General features: G+C 38.4%; 16 protein-coding genes. 3 read left to right on the forward strand and 13 right to left on the reverse strand.

Features of this window, described 5'->3' with window-relative positions:
* Nucleotides 1-186: 186 nt before the first annotated feature.
* The 11 genes from ccsB to JNUCC23_RS13595 form a co-directional block, all read right to left on the reverse strand.
* The gene (gene ccsB / locus JNUCC23_RS13545) at nucleotides 187-1365 is read right to left on the reverse strand and encodes a c-type cytochrome biogenesis protein CcsB (RefSeq protein ID WP_454211912.1); all 1179 of its coding nucleotides are present in this window, start codon (nucleotides 1363-1365) and stop codon (nucleotides 187-189) included.
* A 12-nt stretch (nucleotides 1366-1377) separates the two neighbouring features.
* Nucleotides 1378-3021, reverse strand: a complete 1644-nt coding sequence (gene resB, locus JNUCC23_RS13550) for a cytochrome c biogenesis protein ResB (RefSeq protein WP_403070510.1) — start codon at nucleotides 3019-3021, stop codon at nucleotides 1378-1380.
* A gap of 18 nt (nucleotides 3022-3039) precedes the next feature.
* Entirely contained in the window at nucleotides 3040-3570 is a 531-nt protein-coding gene (gene resA, locus JNUCC23_RS13555; RefSeq protein ID WP_454211914.1) for a thiol-disulfide oxidoreductase ResA, read from the reverse strand.
* A 106-nt stretch (nucleotides 3571-3676) separates the two neighbouring features.
* A complete protein-coding gene (gene rluB, locus JNUCC23_RS13560; RefSeq protein WP_062178505.1) occupies nucleotides 3677-4420 on the reverse strand; it encodes a 23S rRNA pseudouridine(2605) synthase RluB in 744 nt (247 codons plus the stop codon).
* A 494-nt stretch (nucleotides 4421-4914) separates the two neighbouring features.
* Nucleotides 4915-5451, reverse strand: coding sequence for a spore maturation protein (locus JNUCC23_RS13565; RefSeq protein ID WP_403070503.1), 537 nt, complete (start codon nucleotides 5449-5451; stop codon nucleotides 4915-4917).
* Between the two features lie 5 nt (nucleotides 5452-5456).
* Nucleotides 5457-6050, reverse strand: a complete 594-nt coding sequence (locus JNUCC23_RS13570) for a nucleoside recognition domain-containing protein (protein ID WP_403070500.1) — start codon at nucleotides 6048-6050, stop codon at nucleotides 5457-5459.
* On the reverse strand, nucleotides 6043-7197 hold the full coding sequence (locus JNUCC23_RS13575) for a serine hydrolase (protein WP_454211917.1): 1155 nt from the start codon (nucleotides 7195-7197) through the stop codon (nucleotides 6043-6045). Before JNUCC23_RS13575 ends, JNUCC23_RS13570 begins: the two co-directional genes overlap by 8 nt.
* A 190-nt stretch (nucleotides 7198-7387) precedes the next feature.
* Nucleotides 7388-8260, reverse strand: a complete 873-nt coding sequence (locus JNUCC23_RS13580; RefSeq protein ID WP_454211919.1) for a superoxide dismutase — start codon at nucleotides 8258-8260, stop codon at nucleotides 7388-7390.
* 189 nt (nucleotides 8261-8449) lie between these two features.
* Entirely contained in the window at nucleotides 8450-8938 is a 489-nt protein-coding gene (locus JNUCC23_RS13585) for a DUF3907 family protein (RefSeq protein ID WP_062178489.1), read from the reverse strand.
* 115 nt (nucleotides 8939-9053) lie between these two features.
* A complete protein-coding gene (scpB, locus tag JNUCC23_RS13590; RefSeq protein ID WP_403070489.1) occupies nucleotides 9054-9635 on the reverse strand; it encodes an SMC-Scp complex subunit ScpB in 582 nt (193 codons plus the stop codon).
* A complete protein-coding gene (locus JNUCC23_RS13595; RefSeq protein ID WP_403070486.1) occupies nucleotides 9622-10389 on the reverse strand; it encodes a segregation/condensation protein A in 768 nt (255 codons plus the stop codon). The genes scpB and JNUCC23_RS13595 overlap by 14 nt, the downstream gene beginning before the upstream one ends.
* Before the next feature lie 426 nt (nucleotides 10390-10815).
* Between JNUCC23_RS13595 and JNUCC23_RS13600 the strand changes: the two genes are divergently transcribed.
* Complete coding sequence (locus tag JNUCC23_RS13600) at nucleotides 10816-10908, forward strand: YjcZ family sporulation protein (protein ID WP_082674982.1); 93 nt, start codon at nucleotides 10816-10818, stop codon at nucleotides 10906-10908.
* Between the two features lie 274 nt (nucleotides 10909-11182).
* Here the strand turns inward: JNUCC23_RS13600 and JNUCC23_RS13605 are convergent, their stop codons facing one another.
* The gene (locus JNUCC23_RS13605) at nucleotides 11183-13315 is read right to left on the reverse strand and encodes a YhgE/Pip family protein (protein WP_454211922.1); all 2133 of its coding nucleotides are present in this window, start codon (nucleotides 13313-13315) and stop codon (nucleotides 11183-11185) included.
* A gap of 301 nt (nucleotides 13316-13616) precedes the next feature.
* Between JNUCC23_RS13605 and JNUCC23_RS13610 the strand changes: the two genes are divergently transcribed.
* Nucleotides 13617-14141 carry a DUF309 domain-containing protein gene (locus JNUCC23_RS13610; protein ID WP_403072081.1) on the forward strand — a complete coding sequence of 175 codons (525 nt, stop codon included), beginning with the start codon at nucleotides 13617-13619 and terminating at the stop codon, nucleotides 14139-14141.
* 295 nt (nucleotides 14142-14436) lie between these two features.
* On the opposite strand, the gene JNUCC23_RS13615 is transcribed toward JNUCC23_RS13610, so the two are convergent.
* The gene (locus JNUCC23_RS13615; protein ID WP_062178477.1) at nucleotides 14437-14796 is read right to left on the reverse strand and encodes a GNAT family N-acetyltransferase; all 360 of its coding nucleotides are present in this window, start codon (nucleotides 14794-14796) and stop codon (nucleotides 14437-14439) included.
* Nucleotides 14797-15571: 775 nt separating this feature from the next.
* Between JNUCC23_RS13615 and JNUCC23_RS13620 the strand changes: the two genes are divergently transcribed.
* The gene (locus JNUCC23_RS13620) at nucleotides 15572-16432 is read left to right on the forward strand and encodes a DUF1002 domain-containing protein (RefSeq protein ID WP_454216074.1); all 861 of its coding nucleotides are present in this window, start codon (nucleotides 15572-15574) and stop codon (nucleotides 16430-16432) included.
* Nucleotides 16433-16509: the final 77 nt, after the last annotated feature.

Here is a 16509-nt window from a genome sequence, read left to right on the forward strand (position 1 = left end):
AATGCGGGATAAAGTAAACCTTTCATAGTTAGATTAGGCTGCTTATCCCTTACCTATTTTTTCTTGATTCCCATAAAAAAATTGAAGTAGGATATTAGTGGGTTAACAAGTTTTCGCACCAAACCTAGCCTATCATATAAAAAAGAGGCGATCCTTTCTGATGAATGGAAGCGCCTCTTGATTTAGTTATGCATATGAATGAAGTCCAGCTAAAATCAAGTTCACGACGATTAGATTAAACATAATGATGGCAAAACCTACTACCGCAAGCCATGCTGATTTTTCTCCATGCCAGCCCTTTGAAAGGCGTAAGTGAAGAAACGCTGCATAAAACAGCCAGGTAATTAAAGCCCATACTTCTTTAGGATCCCATCCCCAGAAACGTGTCCAGGCAATTTGTGCCCAAATCATCGCAAAAATTAAAGCGCCAAGTGTGAAAATGGGAAAGCCGATTAATATCGATCGATAGCTGATTTCATCGACTAAATCTAAGTTTACGTTCTTAACCAACGGCTTGAAAATGGCCGCCACCCTTTTACGAAAAATCAAGCGAATTAAACCGTATAAAATTATTCCAGAAAAAAGCGACCATACAACAGTATTTGCTTTATTTGCGTCGATAATCGCCGGCATTTTTACGAGTGGTTCCAGTTTCCCTTCTGTCATTAATACCCCTTCATGAGGGCCAATCAACGCAGGCAAATGATATTCAAACACATCTTCTTTATCATATTTATTCATCCATGTGAAGTTCGCTTTATAATCCATTGCAGAAAAAGTCGATGTGATGATGATAAAACCTAGTGTTGCTACCATTGTGAACATGATTACTTCAAGCCAAGCGGTCTTCTTGCTCTTTTGCGTTTGATCAACAGATTTTACAAGATACAATATAGCAGCAACAAAGCTAATAGCCAGTACTGCCTGTCCAGTCGCCGCCGTCGTTACATGAATATGCAACCAATCACTCTGAAGTGCCGGAATGAGTGGTGCTATGTCCCGAGGGAACATACTTGCATAAGCAATGATAAGAAGGGCGATCGGTAAAGCGAATAGTCCTAACGCAGGTGTTTTGTAGATAAAATAAAGCAAAATAAATGCAGCAATAAGCATCATGCCAAAAAAGGTTGTAAATTCAAATAAATTACTTACTGGAGCATGTCCACTTGCTATCCATCTTATAATAAAATAGCCAAGTTGTGACACAAACCCCAATACCGTTAAACAAATGGCAATCATCGCCCATTTATTTTGTTTTTTTTCTGATGCTCCTTTTTTTTCCTTTATAGCGCCGCCAAAGAAAAATGTACCGACTAAATAAAGGACAAAAGAAGCATATAACAAGTTAGCGCTTAATTCTGCCACGTATACCCCACCTTATTTCTCTTTTTCTCCAATATGTTTGGCTTCCAACTGATCTTCTGGCTCGTTTAGATTCGTGCCTTCAAGAATCATGGATATATCGCGTTTTAATCCATGCCAGTTTTTGTTTGTATGTCCTGCCAGCCAAATTTCCCCGTCTTTTCTTTGAATCCAAATACGTCGATGATTCCAATAAGCACCTTGAATAACACCGATCATGAATATGCCGCCGCCAACGAAGAAGATCCATAGAGTTAGATCCTTTCTGACAGTAAGCGCTGTAACGTTTCGTGTATCAACTCCTGCAAAAGCCATCTTATATGTATTTTCTCCTAGTGGCTCAAGCGTTTGTTGAATAGCAACAAAACTGACTTCACCTTTTGGTTTATCTGGTGTCTTCATGTTAAATATGAAGGCTGGATTGTTTGGAATTCTTGATTTAGTAACAGGTTCCTGATTTTCATCAAATTCAAAATCAGGAAAATAACTCATTAACTCAACTGAATAGCCATCCTTCAACTCATACATAGTTTTGGGATCGTCCAACGAAATAGTCATCGTTCCAAACGTTTCTTTCGTGCTTTTATTCATTAGATTAAATGACATTTCACTTAATTCATCAAGTTTATAATCGACTTGATAGAGCGCATAATGATCGTGTTTTAATGGAAAATTAACTTTGACCGCATGGTCTTTGATCTTTTTTAATGTTGCATCTTCCCCAGGAAGAGAATTGCCTTCTTTTTCATAAAGTGTTACATCAGCTTGATAATTTTTTACGATTGTTCCCACTTTATCAATGGCAGCATTGAATGTTTGGTCTTCCTCGTTTTCTTTATCATACACTTCTACTTTGAATTGATTGTTTTTCAGGGCGTATTGCCCCTCCGTTCCGGGGATTTCTTTCGTTTCGCCTTCACGTAGCCAAAGTACCTCATCGACATACATTCCTGGTAAAAATCGAAGCATCCCACCAATCAAAAAGATGATGAGACCAGCATGGTTGACATATGGACCCCATCTAGAGAATCGTCCTTTTTCCGCGAGTAAGTTGCCGTTTTCTTCTTTGACTTTATATCTTCTAGATTCCAAACTTCTCTTGATTTCTTCAAAATCGCTGGCCTGTTTGTCTGTATTCGTTATCCCAAAGATTCGCTGCTTCTTTAAAAAACCTTCATGTCTCGCGATTTTCTGTTTTTTCAGTGATCGATAAAGAGGAACAACGCGGTCAATACTTGCAATCAGAAGAGAAGTCCCAAGCATCGCGATACAAATTAAATACCACCACGAACTGTATAAGTTATGAAATCCTAATAAATAGTACAACTTGCCTAAAAAGCCGTACTCTGCTTCGTAAAAAACTTCAGGTAATTCTGTGGGAGGTATGTATTGTTCTTGAGGAAAAATCGTTCCCACAGATGATGCGATGAGTAAGATCACGATCAAACTGACGCCTACCTTTACAGAAGAAAAGAAATTCCAAATCTTATCAATCATCGATTTATTATAGGTTTGTGATCGACGTGCGCTCCCCTCATAACGCATATCAATCATCTTTGAGTTTTTTTGTGTTTCATCTAGTACCCGACCGCAAGATTCACACAAAATAGTGCCATGCGGATTCACATGGCCACACTCACATTTCACCACTTCTTTCATGTCAAAAACTCCCCAATGTTATGGTTTAATTCTCTCCATATGTTTTTGAATGCTCTCTTCACTTAAACTGCCAGTTAGTGTGTCCACAATTCTTCCATCTTTATCTATTAAAAAGGTAACAGGCAGCGGATCTACTTTATAAGCCGTTTGCACTTGATTGTTGTTATCAATCATAATAGGAAATGTTAATTGATGCTTCTCAGCAAATTTTTTGACAGAATAATCGGATTCTCCAACGTTAACTGCAAGAATTTGCACACCTTGATCTTTATATTTCTGATATTGGTTATCCATAAACGGCATTTCATATTCACACGGCTTACACCATGTACCCCAAAAATTCAAGAACACTCCCTGCCCCTTATAATCAGAAAGCTTATGCCGATTCCCATCCATATCGGTTAACACAAAATCCCGAGCCATGTCACCCTTTTGAACGGCTGCTACTTTGTCTTTTGTAAAATTCGCATACAATGAAAAGACTAAAGCTGCACCTAAAAGAACAAGGATTGATGTTCTCATAATCAGCCGGCGCTGTTTTTTATCCATATCCATCCCCCTACACGCTTCTTACATCATTTCAATATGGTACGTTAAATCTGTTGAAATTTAGCCAAATTTAAAAGACTGTAATACCCCTATTTTAAGTTTTTCTTTATTTTAGTCTGTTGCTTTTCCCATCGGTGGTTGCTAATGCTCTTAGTTGTTTCACTTCATGAGGCGTCAATTCACGGGCATCCCCTGTAGTAAGGCCCTGTAATGTTAAAAATCCATAACGCTCTCTTTTCAATTTCTGAACCGGATGACCAATTGCATCAAACATCCTTCTTACTTGACGGTTTCTTCCTTCATGAATCGTTATTTCAATGATTGAATTCTGTTTTTTCTTGTCACTGGAGAGAAACTTCACTTTCGCAGGTGCTGTTTTTCCATCTTCTAATACGATACCTTTTTCGAGCTTCTTCAGACTTTCACGCAGTGGAATTCCTTTTACCTTTGCAACATATACTTTATCTACCTCATGCTTCGGATGCATTAAGACGTTAGCAAAGTCTCCATCATTTGTCATCAACAGCAAGCCGGATGTATCATAATCAAGGCGTCCCACAGGATAAATCCGCTCCTCAATTTCGTAAAAGTAATCTGTTACGACCTTTCTATTTTTATCATCCGACACAGCAGAGATGACACCACGCGGTTTATAAAACAGGAAATAAACAGGTTTTTCTTTTTCAAGCGGGACACCATTTACCTCTACTTTATCATTCGGTCCTACTTTGATTCCTAATTCTTTCACGACTGTACCGTTTACTTTTACTCTTCCTTCTTGAATCCACTCTTCTGCTTTTCTTCTTGAGCTCATACCAGCATGTGCAATAACTTTTTGTAATCTCTCCATCTATCTTCCACCTCATCAAATGTTGTTTTAACATGTTTGTAGTAGTAACGTAATCATACAATTATTACACATTGTACCGAAAAAAAGAAGGTGAATGAAATTTTTTAAAGAAAAGAGATGATTTATCTTTAAAAATGAGCAGTTACCAACCAGTGTTATGCTTCAAAAAAAGACGATCGTTTTGACAGTTTTTTCATTAAAAACATCCATGAACGTCTACTCTAAAGAGAAACGATGAAAAAGGTTCAGGTACTCAAATTGTATCACCTTAAGAAGGTGGCGGTGCTCAGCTGATTTTGCGAAGCGAAGCCCCTTTTCCACAGTAATATGGAGAATTATTCAATATGAGTTTACCACAGACATCTGGTTCTTAGCCAAAAAAAGGTGACGATATTTCGACAAATTGCCAAGATTTCGAAAACACTTTTATTTATTATGGTTTTACTAGTTTTTCAGAAAAAAAAGAGACGGAATCATCCATCCCCATCCAATCATTATTTACCTCCAAAAACAAGAGTCACTACTACGATTGCGGCAATAAGGCCGACTAAATCTGCCAGCAATCCAACTTTCAACGCATCACCCATTTTCTTAATCCCAACAGCACCAAAGTAAACCGTTAACACATACAACGTCGTATCCGTACTTCCTTGTATCGTTGCTGCAAGTCTGCCGATAAAAGAATCTGGTCCATAAACAGATATTAAATCGCTTGTCATCCCAAGGGCAGCCGTACCTGAAATTGGGCGGATAATGGCAAGAGGAACGATTTCTGCTGGAACATGGAGAAATTCAAGCAAAGGTCTCAGAAATTGAACAAAAAATTCAAGGGCCCCAGAAGCGCGAAAAACAGAAATAGCAACAAGCATACCAACTAAAAAAGGAATGATTGAAAAGGACATCTGGATTCCTTCTTTTCCTCCTTCTACAAACGTCTCATAGGTGGGAACTTTTTTAAACGTTCCATACAACAAGATGCCGCAAATTAAAAATGGAATCATCCAAATGGATATAACGGTCATCCACTGCATACAAGCTACCTCCTCCCATTCCGGACTCGTTTTCTATGAAAATAACGATCAATAAGGATTGCCCCTACAGCAGAAATCGCCGTTGCAATGATGGTAGGAAATACAATATCTGTTGGTGAGGCTGAATCATACGTCATACGAATCGCGATGACTGTTGTCGGAACGAGGGTAATGCTTGACGTATTAATAGCCAGAAAGGTAATCATGGATCTACTCGCTGAGTCCTTGCCGCCGTTTAATATTTTCAATTGCTCCATCGCTTTTATTCCGAGCGGAGTCGCTGCATTGCCCAACCCGAAGAAATTAGCCATCATATTAGATAAGATATAGCCCAATGCAGGATGATTTGCTGGTACTTCCGGAAATAACAATCTAATAAAAGGACGGAATAATGCAGATAACTTGTCCAGCAAGCCTGAATCCTGTGCAATTTTCATCAAGCCAAGCCAAAACACGAGAATACTCATCAACCCTAAACAAAGGGTAACAGCTTCCTTCGCCCCTTTAAACAATGCTTCATTAACAGCATCCATTGTCCCATTTACCATGGCAAATATGACACCAATCAAAGTCATGCCTACCCATATATAATTAATCATGGCGACCAATCCCTACAAAGAATTGTATGAAATCCGTCCAAATCTTGCTCAAGTTTTGTTCACTAAACGTTTCTTGAGGTTCCCCATAAAAGATTGACCGAGATCCAACCCGCTCATTGTCATAAAATATTTCTGCTTTCCCGACAATCTCTGGTGTATTCCGTTCGTCTTTCCATTCTTTCTTTGGCTTAATTAGTTTGAATTTTACTTCCACATTTTTTTCTTCTTCATCCAAAAGCGGATAGGTAAAGGCGTGCTTCACATAGATTTTCCCTTTATATTGCTTAATCCCTACATCCTTAACAGGTCCTGCTTGTAACAATTCAATTGGTTTAAAATCTGAAAAGGCATGTTCATACATGTAAATATGATCGTTCCAATCATCTGGACCATTTAATGTGACAGCGATCAAGTTTAGATCATCTTTAGTAGCTGTTGAAACTAAGGTCCGCTTTGCAAGCTTTGTAAAGCCTGTCTTGCCTCCTGTTGTGTACTCATACAGCCCAGTAAGCAAACGATTTTTATTTTTCCAAACATAGTCCCAGTCTTCTTCGGAATTCGAAGCTCGATGCTTTTTCGTGCCTGAAATCACCCTGTATGTCTCATTTTTCATGGCATAACGTGTTAATAGTGCCATATCATAAGCAGTCGAGTAATGGTTCTCCGTGCTATCGAGTCCATGCGGGTTTGAAAAATGACTATCTGTCATGCCGATTTCCTCTGCCTTTTGGTTCATCATCCAGACAAACCCGTCCAAACTGCCGCCTACCTCTTCTGCGATAGCTACAGCTGCATCATTTCCGGAACGTAGCATTAACCCATAGACTAAGTTCTCCAGCGTGATTTTTTCGCCTTTTTTCAAATAAAGAGAAGACCCTTCCGTCCCAACAGCATTCGAGCTTATTGTTACCGTACTTTCTAATTTACCAGATTCTATTGCTAAGATTGCTGTCATGATTTTTGTTATGCTAGCAATGCGGCTTTTTTCATGGGCATTCTCCTCATACATAACTCGTCCGCTGTCCTGATCCATTAGAATTGCACTATGGGCACTTACAGGAAGGCTGGCTTTGGCTTTGGCTGGAAAGAATGTAAAAACGATTATCACCATGCATATGCATGGCAAAACTCGATATCGAAAACGCATGCAGTCCCCTCGTCCCTTTATGGTTTTGTACAAGTTTATGCACAAAGTCAAAGGATATGATAAGAAAAGCACAAGGTGCTCGTCTTATGTTCTCTGGGGTCTGAACTCACCAAGATTCATTAAAATCGCAAAAAAACCAAGCATAGTATGAACCAACTTGGTTTTTACAATTGTTCTTTTCATTGTTTTATTATTGAGTTTTCCATGTAAGTTGACTTGCTTTGTCAAATCTATATTGCACCTCAGGCCAGTTCACAATTCTCCACCAGTTATCCACATAGCCTGCTCGATTTGTTTTATATTGCAAATAGTAGGCATGTTCCCAAACATCCAAAACAAGTAAGGGAATCGTATCCCATTGCGTCAAAATCATATGTCGTTCCGACTGAAGAATTTCTAACTTCTTTGCCCTAGGTGCCCATACTAATAGCGCCCACCCAATCCCTTCAACTGCTTTTGCCGCTTCACTAAAATGTTTTTTAAAGGCTTCAAAGCTGCCAAAGTCATGCTCGATTTGCTGTAGCAAACCCCCATTGGGTTTCCCGCCGCCTTTCGGACTCATAATATCCCAAAACAAGGTGTGTAAGTAATGTCCTGATCCATGAAAAGCAACTTCTCTTTCCCAGTGTTTAATTAAGGAAAAATCATTGGTTTCACGTGCTTTTTGCATCATAAGTTCGGCTTTGTTAAGTCCATCTACATAGGCTTGATGGTGCTTATCATGATGAAGTTTCATAATTTCTTCTGATATGACCGGTTCTAATGCATTGTAGGCGTATGGGAGAGGTGGAAGTGTGTGTTTTCCTATTGGCACTGATTTATTTAAATTTGGCTCCTGATCCTTTTGTGCAAGTTTGGTTACGTTATGATGGAGAATATGGATACGTTGCTGAAGCTGCTCGATATCAGTTGCAGACAGTTCCTCTTCGTTTATTCCAGATGTCCATTCTAAAAGTTGATCCAGTTCATCACGTAAATCGCCAGTACCATCCTGTCTTTTGTCAAGATAGTTCGCAACACCCCGAAGCCATTCTTCAACATCTTCCAAATACTGTTTATTCATCGTTTGAGTTCTCCTCCAATATCACGGGAATCTTCCTTTTTTGACGGATTGGAATTTGGGTCAACCATGATCAACATCGCCCATTCTGAACTATCCTATGAAACGATTACAGTTGTGTGAAGAATATTCCGAGTAAACAAAAAGCCGATTTGCGAGTGGATCCTACGCAAATCGGCTTTTCTTTTATAATCAATTCGATTTCATCATTTTAGTTCGATAATCGCTTTCGTAAAATTCCAGCTCTTCACGTATTCTTTGAAAGCTGCCTTCAAGATTTTTTAACAACTTGTCTACACTGTCAGGGGCTTCCTTTTGGAATCTAATTGCATGTGCACCTGTATAGGCAGAACGACTGTCTTCATACCAAACATCTGATCTAGGGGTAAAGAATTCTTCCACACACCCATGAAAAATTTGATATAACGTTTTCTCAGCTGCCGCTTTATGAAAAGTGGTGTTCTTTAGGATAATCTGACATTCCTCCAAGCAATATTCACTGTTCACCAACAAGCGGCGAATGGTCGATAAAATCCCTTTGTAATACGTTTCATCCCCTGGTTTTTCTTGCTTCAGCTCATGCATGGTCGTTTCATTAAGATATGTCTCAAGCTCACTTATCGTTATCTCTAAAAAGTTTCGTACATTTATTAGCTGAGACTGAATCATTGTATTATCCAACAGCGAAACCTCCTTAAAGAAATTTCATCCGCCAATCCATTTTAGTCTTCAACGATCTATTATGGCCCGGCTAAGATGATATTGTTAGTATATTACCACAATTATGATAATAATGTCATTCAAGTGTTTCTTGGAATTTTTCAAAAAATAAATCAGCTTCACCTTGTTCAAAGTTTTCCTCGGTAGAGGCGCCAAGCGCGGGTAATTCCTCAAGTGTTTTCAGTCCAAAATAATCGAGAAACTCTTTCGTTGTGCCGTATAAATAGGCCCTACCAGCTCCCTCGGCTCTACCTACTTCTTTGACTAACACTTTAGACATAAGCGTCTGCAAAGGCCGCTCAGTTTTCACACCACGAACTTCCTCAATCTCAGCCTTCGTTATTGGCTGTTTGTATGCAATGATGGCCAGTGTTTCTAGAGAAGCTTGAGACAACCCGCCTGAACCGGGCGATTCTACAAGCTTCTTAATATAATCTGAATGTTCCTTTTTAGTAGCCAATTGATAAACGCCTGCTATTTCAACTAGCTGAAGGCCTCGTTTGGAATCTTCATAGTATTCCTTAAGATCTTTTAGAACTTCTTTTGTCTGAAGTTCAGCCATTTCAAGCACTGAAGTTAATTGCTTCAGAGATAATCCTTCATCCCCAGCCGCAAACAACAGAGCTTCAACGATACCTTTCCAATTAATCACTTCCAATTGTTCTTACACCATCCTTAGTTGCAACGAATATTTCTGCAAAGTTATGCTCTTGTTCGAGAAAAATTTCATTTCGTTTCACTAACTCTAATATTGCTAAAAAAGTAATCACAATCTGCTCTTTTTCTGGCTCTGGGAATAATTTAAAAAAGCTTGTTCTACCTTGAATAGCTTGTAGATCCGTCATGATTTGATTCATCCGTTTTTCTATCGATACTTCCTGTCTCGTCACTTTTGTATACATCGGTTTCTGAAGCTTTTTCCTGCGAAGCAATTTTTGCAAAGCGCCAAGCATATCATACAAGCTTATATTCAAATTTGGATGATTCATTTCGGCTTCTTTTGCAAACTCTCCTAAATCACTTGGAGGCTTCATGAACATTAAACTTCTGTCCTCTTCAAGCATTTTTAATTCATTCGCTGCAAGTTTATATTTCTTGTATTCAATCAATTTTTCTACAAGCTCATCACGAGGATCTTCTTCATATTCTATGCCTTCTTCATCGTATATGCGTTCCTCTTCATGTTTTGGTACTAACATTTTGCTTTTGATGGCAAGCAGCGAGGCAGCCATTACTAAATATTCACTCGCCACATCCAATTCTAGATGTTTCATTGTATGAATATAACTAAGATACTGTTCTGTTATGTCAGCCATTGGAATATCATAAATATCTATTTCGAGCCGATTGATTAAATGAAGCAGTAAATCCATCGGCCCTTCAAAAGCATCAATTTTAATATTATAAGCCATTTCAAAACCCCATTACATCATTTTCGGTAGCAAATCCTAAGGCAAACCGAATTAAGATCCGTTCTTTTTCTACCTTGTTCACAATATGCCACACTATAGTATAGTGGATTATCGGCCGTTATCCAACAGTGTATCAAACAAATATGGCGTTAAAACGTCACCATTTGCCATAAATAAAGGATAAATCATTTAGCACAGTACACTTGGTAGCGGTGCATAGCCGCCTTTTGAGGTACTTTCTTAATAAAATAAGGACATCTGCAAAGTAGATTGGCTGGTAGTAAGTCGCGAAGCCCCACGCCCTTAAACAAAGAGGACATCTTTTTCTAGGAACATTTTTCTAAATTGGGTTTCTGCCCAAACACTTTTCTTAAAAAGTGCATACTCTGACACTGTAAAGAAATTAGAATTAAAGGAGGTACTAACATGGGCGATGGAGGATTTGGTCACGGCGGAGGATTCGCTTTGATTGTCGTATTATTCATTTTGTTAATTATCGTAGGTGCATCTTGGTTTTAATTTCTAGTTCATAAGCTTTGTTAAAAAGGCGACTAGGAGCTCCAAAATAACGGTACTAAACACTAATTAATAAAACAAATTGAAATGCTTGGCCTAGTTAACAGGACTCAGAACATTTTACAAAAGGGATTTGACGAAAAGTCAAATCCTCTTTTTATTAAAACCATTTAGGCATACCGTCAATTAGGCAATGACTTGTTTTTACTGATTGTTAGATAAATCAGGTTCACTCCGTTAGGTAATCAAAACTGCTTTTCATCTGTACATATTCCTCTCATTCCTCAAGAACCCTGCATTGTCGCATTTTCTCCTTAATCTTCTTACCAAAACGATGAAGCGGTTTTTTCAACAAAAGTCCGAAAATAAGTATACATATAGCATAAATTATCAGAACTAGTAAATCTCGATAAACGACACTCCAAAGTATGCCTCCAACAGCTTCCCGAAGCAAACTAATCCCATAGGTAAACAACAGATATGGATTGATTTTTTGAAAAAATGTAGGTGCCACCTGAACAGGAAACGTACCACCTGAGCTTGTAACTTGCAAAACTAACAGAAGTACGCATAAAGCCTTTCCGACGCTTCCTAGTACAGACACGAATGTGTATGTGATTAGAACAAAAATAGCGCTAATTATGATTGAAAATAAAATGAACCAGAGCTTTTCAGCTACATACGTACCAATAAGGAAAATATCACCAACTGATACGATAAGCGCCTGTATCATCCCGATTATTAGAAAGGTGAGTAATCTGCCCAGATACACATTAGTCGGCTTATAATCTCCTGATATATTCACATTCATCATCGAAATAAGCAGTGTCGCTCCAACCCATAACGACAAGGTAGTATAAAAGGGGGACATCGCCGATCCATAATTAGGAATTGGAAATAAGCTATGTTCCTTTAGGAGAACGGGTTTAGCGAAGAAATCACTTTCCTGACTGCTATTATTACGTAACAGATCAATAATTTCCTTGATGTCATGTCCTTTTTCAAAAGTACGTAGCTTATCTGCCAACGCTGTTATTTCATTTTCTAATTTTGGAAAGCGTTTTTGCAACATAGTTAGCTCTACCTTGCTTGTCGTCAAGATTCTACTCGCATCGTGCAAAGTCCCTTCGACCTTTGGGAGTGCCAGCTTCCCTTTTTCTATCATAGAACGTGCATCCGTCAAGATGCTATCTACCCGAGAGAAGGCCTCCTTAAATTTAGGTAAGGTCACATTAGGATAGTTGTTGATTAAACCATCTACAATTCCTTTATTCTGCATTGTAAGATTTGCAAGTTGATCAACGGTTTGCTCCGCCAAATTATTTGTTTCAATCATTTTGGCTAAAACTTGTCGTTGCTGCTTAATATTTTCAAGATGATTTGAAACAGCATCTATTTCCGCTTGCAAGAGGTTATTATCACTAAATTCATTTAGCCCTTTTAAAAGGTCCTGTATACCTTGCATTACAACTTCCGTCTTATCTAGCCTTGCCTTCGCTTGATTCACTAACGCAATGACTTGATCTGTGGATAAGTTAGGATCCTTCAAGCGATTCAATTTGTCACTTACGAACAGGCCATCCGCTTGAATCGTTTCCAAATCCTGTTTGATAAGTGGATCAAGCTTATTCATGGCCGTTTGGGCTGAGTTTGCATACTGGTCAACTCCTGAAGCAAAATCTTCCCCTGTTGCAGTAATCCCTTTTATTTTGACAAGTCCTTCATTAGCAAGTTGGACGACTTTCTGAGCTTTTGTTAAATCACTCTGTACATTTTTGGTAGTAGTTTCAAGTATAGGCAACTTCTGTTCCAACCAGTAGACCATCTTTTTCACATTATCAATAGCCGGTAAATCCTTCTCTAGCTCAATTCCTAATTCATTAAAGATGGCAAATATGCTTCCACTCGCTTCCTTCACAAAGTTTTCACTGACATTTTCAACAATTGTACTAGCTCCCTTTTGGGTCATTTTCGGAGCGATGGCATTGATTTTTTCATTCACATAATAGTGAATCTCTGGTTTAACTGGAATATCCGTCAAAACAGTTGTGATATTCTTCGAGAAATTGGCAGGAATAATAATCGTCGCATAGTATTCACCTGTCTCGACTTTAGCAATGGCATTCTTTTCGTCCGTGAACTTCCATCCCAAACTGGTATTTCCCTTTAAAGATTCAATAATTTCGTTACCTAAATTCACTGACTTACCATTCAATGAAGTTCCTGTATCATTATTCGCCACTCCGACAAAGATGCCGGCCGTGTTACTGTACGGATCCCAAGACGCTTTAATATTGAACCATGCATATATAGATGGCAACAACATCAGACCAATAACGAGGACTGACGCAACCCTATTCCTAGTAATGCTCCTTATATCATCCCTAAAAATCTCCCAGATGTTTTTCACTATACCACCCAATCACAATTCAGTTTGACTATAGTATTTAATGATTGGAGAATATCCATACAGCAGAAATATTACGAGAACCATTTCCTTTTCATTTACAAATAGTGACCTAGATTTTACTTCACCCTTCACCTTCTGGTTTAACCTTATATTTAATAATCATATTCCTCCATTAGACCTAGCACATTCGCAGGTCGATGAAACTCTTTACAAAAAAAGCTTTCCTATTCTGCCAATTCACGTCTAGCTAGACCTTGTGCTACAATGGCGATAACGAAGAATTATAGGAGTGAACAAAATGATCTACCCTAAAGAATATGTGTCTTTTTTAGTTCATTTCCATGCTAGCAGGGATTACTTCGAATGCCACGAAATTCTAGAAGAATATTGGAAAGAGGTATCACCTCGGGAAAGAGACTCCTATTGGGTAGGATTCATCCAAATAGCCGTAGCACTCTATCATTACCGTAGGGGAAATCTTATTGGCGCAAGAAAGACCATTCGAAAAGCAGGTAATATTCTTCAAATGAAGCCTGCACAAATCAGCAAGCTTGGTATAGATTACGATGAACTAATGAAAGTCATCCATGAGCTAACTGAAAGAATTACCTTAGAAAAGGCTTATCAAAGTGTCAATTTGCCAATTTCTGACGAAAGATTAATCGAAGCCTGTCTTACTGATTGCCGTGAAGCTGGCTATCACTGGATGAAAGAAAGCGACATGAATGATGCTCTACTTATTAACAGACATGTATTACGCGATCGTTCAGAGGTCATTCTGGAACGTAACAAACAGCTGCAAATTCGAAAAACGAAAAATGACTGATTCTTCCAAGAAAAAGAAATAGTCTATTATGAAAGTGATTCAAGCTTTTTGCCCAAAAGAAAAAGACTGATTTCTCGTCAGCCTTTACTCATAGATTTTTGATTACCCCAATAAGGTATAAAAACGAGGGTTACCCATAACAAGGTCAGACCCTGCACCCACAATATACAGTTCAATTTAAGCCTCAGTACCATTATGAATTGTGTATAGCGTGCTTGGTCAGACCCTTTTTGGGATATCCTCGTTTTTAACCATTATTTATTTACATGAGTACTGATCTCTTGCATTTTTCTTATTATTCAACTTCTTTGATCATATCGCACTTTTCAAAGAAGGATACGGTATTTTCGTTTGGCTTAGTTTCTTTATTAGGAAAAAGCTCTTGAATTTCTTTTATCATGGTCTTTCCAATCCCTTGTTGGCGAAAAGAAGGGTTAACAGAAATATGTTTAATGATAATCACGTCAGAAAGTGAAAGGTCGATTCCAATCGCACCGACAATCTCCTCATTCTTCCAAAGATACAATTGCAAATTATCATTGATTTCGTATTCTTTAATCGTGTTTTGTAATTTTTTAATATCCTTTTCCTCAGGCATAAACGACAATAGACCCATAGCAAATTTTTCGTATGCTTTTTTATATTTGATTAACATAATATCCCTCGTTACTAAAAGAACGTTGTATTTTAATAATTGAACTGATATTCATCATACATAAAAACTTCTTTTGTTTCAACATTCGCTAAAATTCCTTTTTACCCTAGTTTAACAAAAAATTTGACCCAAACTGATGAAAGTTTCACTTTATGCAATCCATATCCAATATACGATTCCCCAAGTAAGCCCAAGTGCAATCAATATGAAGATTAGAGCTAGATTAGTTTTTCTCATTCATGAACTCCCTTATCAACCATCAATCGTTTGTACAGAAATATAATTAAATTTTCGGCATAGGTAGCCGCTCTCTATTTATCTATGCCCTCATTTTACTACAACCTTTACTTTCTGACAACATTCTTTCAATTTTTTACCATAAAAGCAGATGCTTTACCACTTTTATTTTGAAACTTCACTACAATCTGCTTATACTATAAAAGTGAAACTTCTATCGGTGGGGTCCCGCCCCCACCACTGATGGTAAGTCCCGTTCTACTGTTGCCTAGATCTTCGCTTGCGCTTCGATCAAACGACAGTATGAACCCGCTTCAATGAATCACAGACTAAGTACGCCGCATCCTTTAGTCTTTCGTCTGCGTGACCCACAGGGCGCAAACTTTACCGCTGAAGAGCACAGCGGTAAGTTTCACTATATCTCACCTATCGGATGTAGTTCTCTGTAGCCAATGACGGGTAATGGGTTCTCTCATACTATGAAACTTTTTCTAAAAACGTTCGTCTACTAATTGAAGGGGGAAATACAATGAAAAGAATGATGAAATGGGGATTATTTGCCCTGATACTCTGTATGTTCGTACCAATTCGCGCATTTGCCGATGCCATGGTAGGGGACATGATTATTACACTTGGTGAAAATCTCACAGCAGAACAAAAACAGATGCTACTTGCAGAAATGGGTGCACCTGCTGACGCCGAGATTCTAACAGTTACCAATAAAGAAGAACACGATTATTTAGGAAATTATATTGCAAGCCGATTAATCGGAACGAGAGCAATCTCTTCTTCTTCCATCACATTGGAAAAAGCGGGTACAGGATTGAAAGTAGAATCAAAGAATATTAACTGGGTTACAGAAGAGATGTATGCCAATGCACTTGCTACTGCTGGTGTCAAAGATGCCACCATTCATGTAACGGCCCCAATTCCTGTTTCAGGGACGGCAGCTTTAACTGGTGTGATTAAAGCCTATGAACTTTCATCAGATAAAGCCATACCTGAAGAAGTAAAACAAGCGGCAAATGAAGAGATGGTGAAAACAGCTCAACTCGGTGATCAGGTTGGCACAGACGAAGCCGCCGCACTTATGACAAAGATAAAAGAAAAAATGGCAATAGATCCTCCGAAAACGGAAGCGGACGTTCGAATTATCATTGAGTCTGCTGCAAAAGAACTAGGAATTACCTTAAACGAGCAACAAATCCAAAGCCTTATTGACTTGTTTAATAAGTTGAAGGAGTTAAATATTGACTGGAATGCTGTCGGCAATCAATTAACAGAAGCTAAAGAAAAATTATCTACCTACCTCCAATCAGAAGAAGGCCAATCTTTCCTCGATAAGCTTAAAGGCTTTTTTGCTAGCCTGATTGATGCGATAAAATCCTTCTTCTCTTAAGCTTTCATAAAATTGCTTGTCTAATAGAGGATGTTCAAAAAGTCCGGTAAAAATAGTTGTCGAATTTCTTCGTCGCT

Source organism: Peribacillus sp. JNUCC 23 (genome assembly GCF_053653995.1).

Excerpts from the sequence above, each read along its gene's own strand:
- resA (WP_454211914.1), bottom strand. The coding sequence starts at position 3,570 with ATGGATAAAAAACAGCGCCGGCTGATTATGAGAACATCAATCCTTGTT.
- JNUCC23_RS13615 (WP_062178477.1), bottom strand. The coding sequence starts at position 14,796 with ATGTTAATCAAATATAAAAAAGCATACGAAAAATTTGCTATGGGTCTA.
- JNUCC23_RS13575 (WP_454211917.1), bottom strand. The coding sequence starts at position 7,197 with ATGCGTTTTCGATATCGAGTTTTGCCATGCATATGCATGGTGATAATC.
- JNUCC23_RS13570 (WP_403070500.1), bottom strand. The coding sequence starts at position 6,050 with ATGATTAATTATATATGGGTAGGCATGACTTTGATTGGTGTCATATTT.
- JNUCC23_RS13580 (WP_454211919.1), bottom strand. The coding sequence starts at position 8,260 with ATGAATAAACAGTATTTGGAAGATGTTGAAGAATGGCTTCGGGGTGTT.
- JNUCC23_RS13565 (WP_403070503.1), bottom strand. The coding sequence starts at position 5,451 with ATGCAGTGGATGACCGTTATATCCATTTGGATGATTCCATTTTTAATT.
- JNUCC23_RS13595 (WP_403070486.1), bottom strand. The coding sequence starts at position 10,389 with ATGGCTTATAATATTAAAATTGATGCTTTTGAAGGGCCGATGGATTTA.
- JNUCC23_RS13620 (WP_454216074.1), top strand. The coding sequence starts at position 15,572 with ATGATGAAATGGGGATTATTTGCCCTGATACTCTGTATGTTCGTACCA.
- resB (WP_403070510.1), bottom strand. The coding sequence starts at position 3,021 with ATGAAAGAAGTGGTGAAATGTGAGTGTGGCCATGTGAATCCGCATGGC.
- rluB (WP_062178505.1), bottom strand. The coding sequence starts at position 4,420 with ATGGAGAGATTACAAAAAGTTATTGCACATGCTGGTATGAGCTCAAGA.
- JNUCC23_RS13600 (WP_082674982.1), top strand. The coding sequence starts at position 10,816 with ATGGGCGATGGAGGATTTGGTCACGGCGGAGGATTCGCTTTGATTGTC.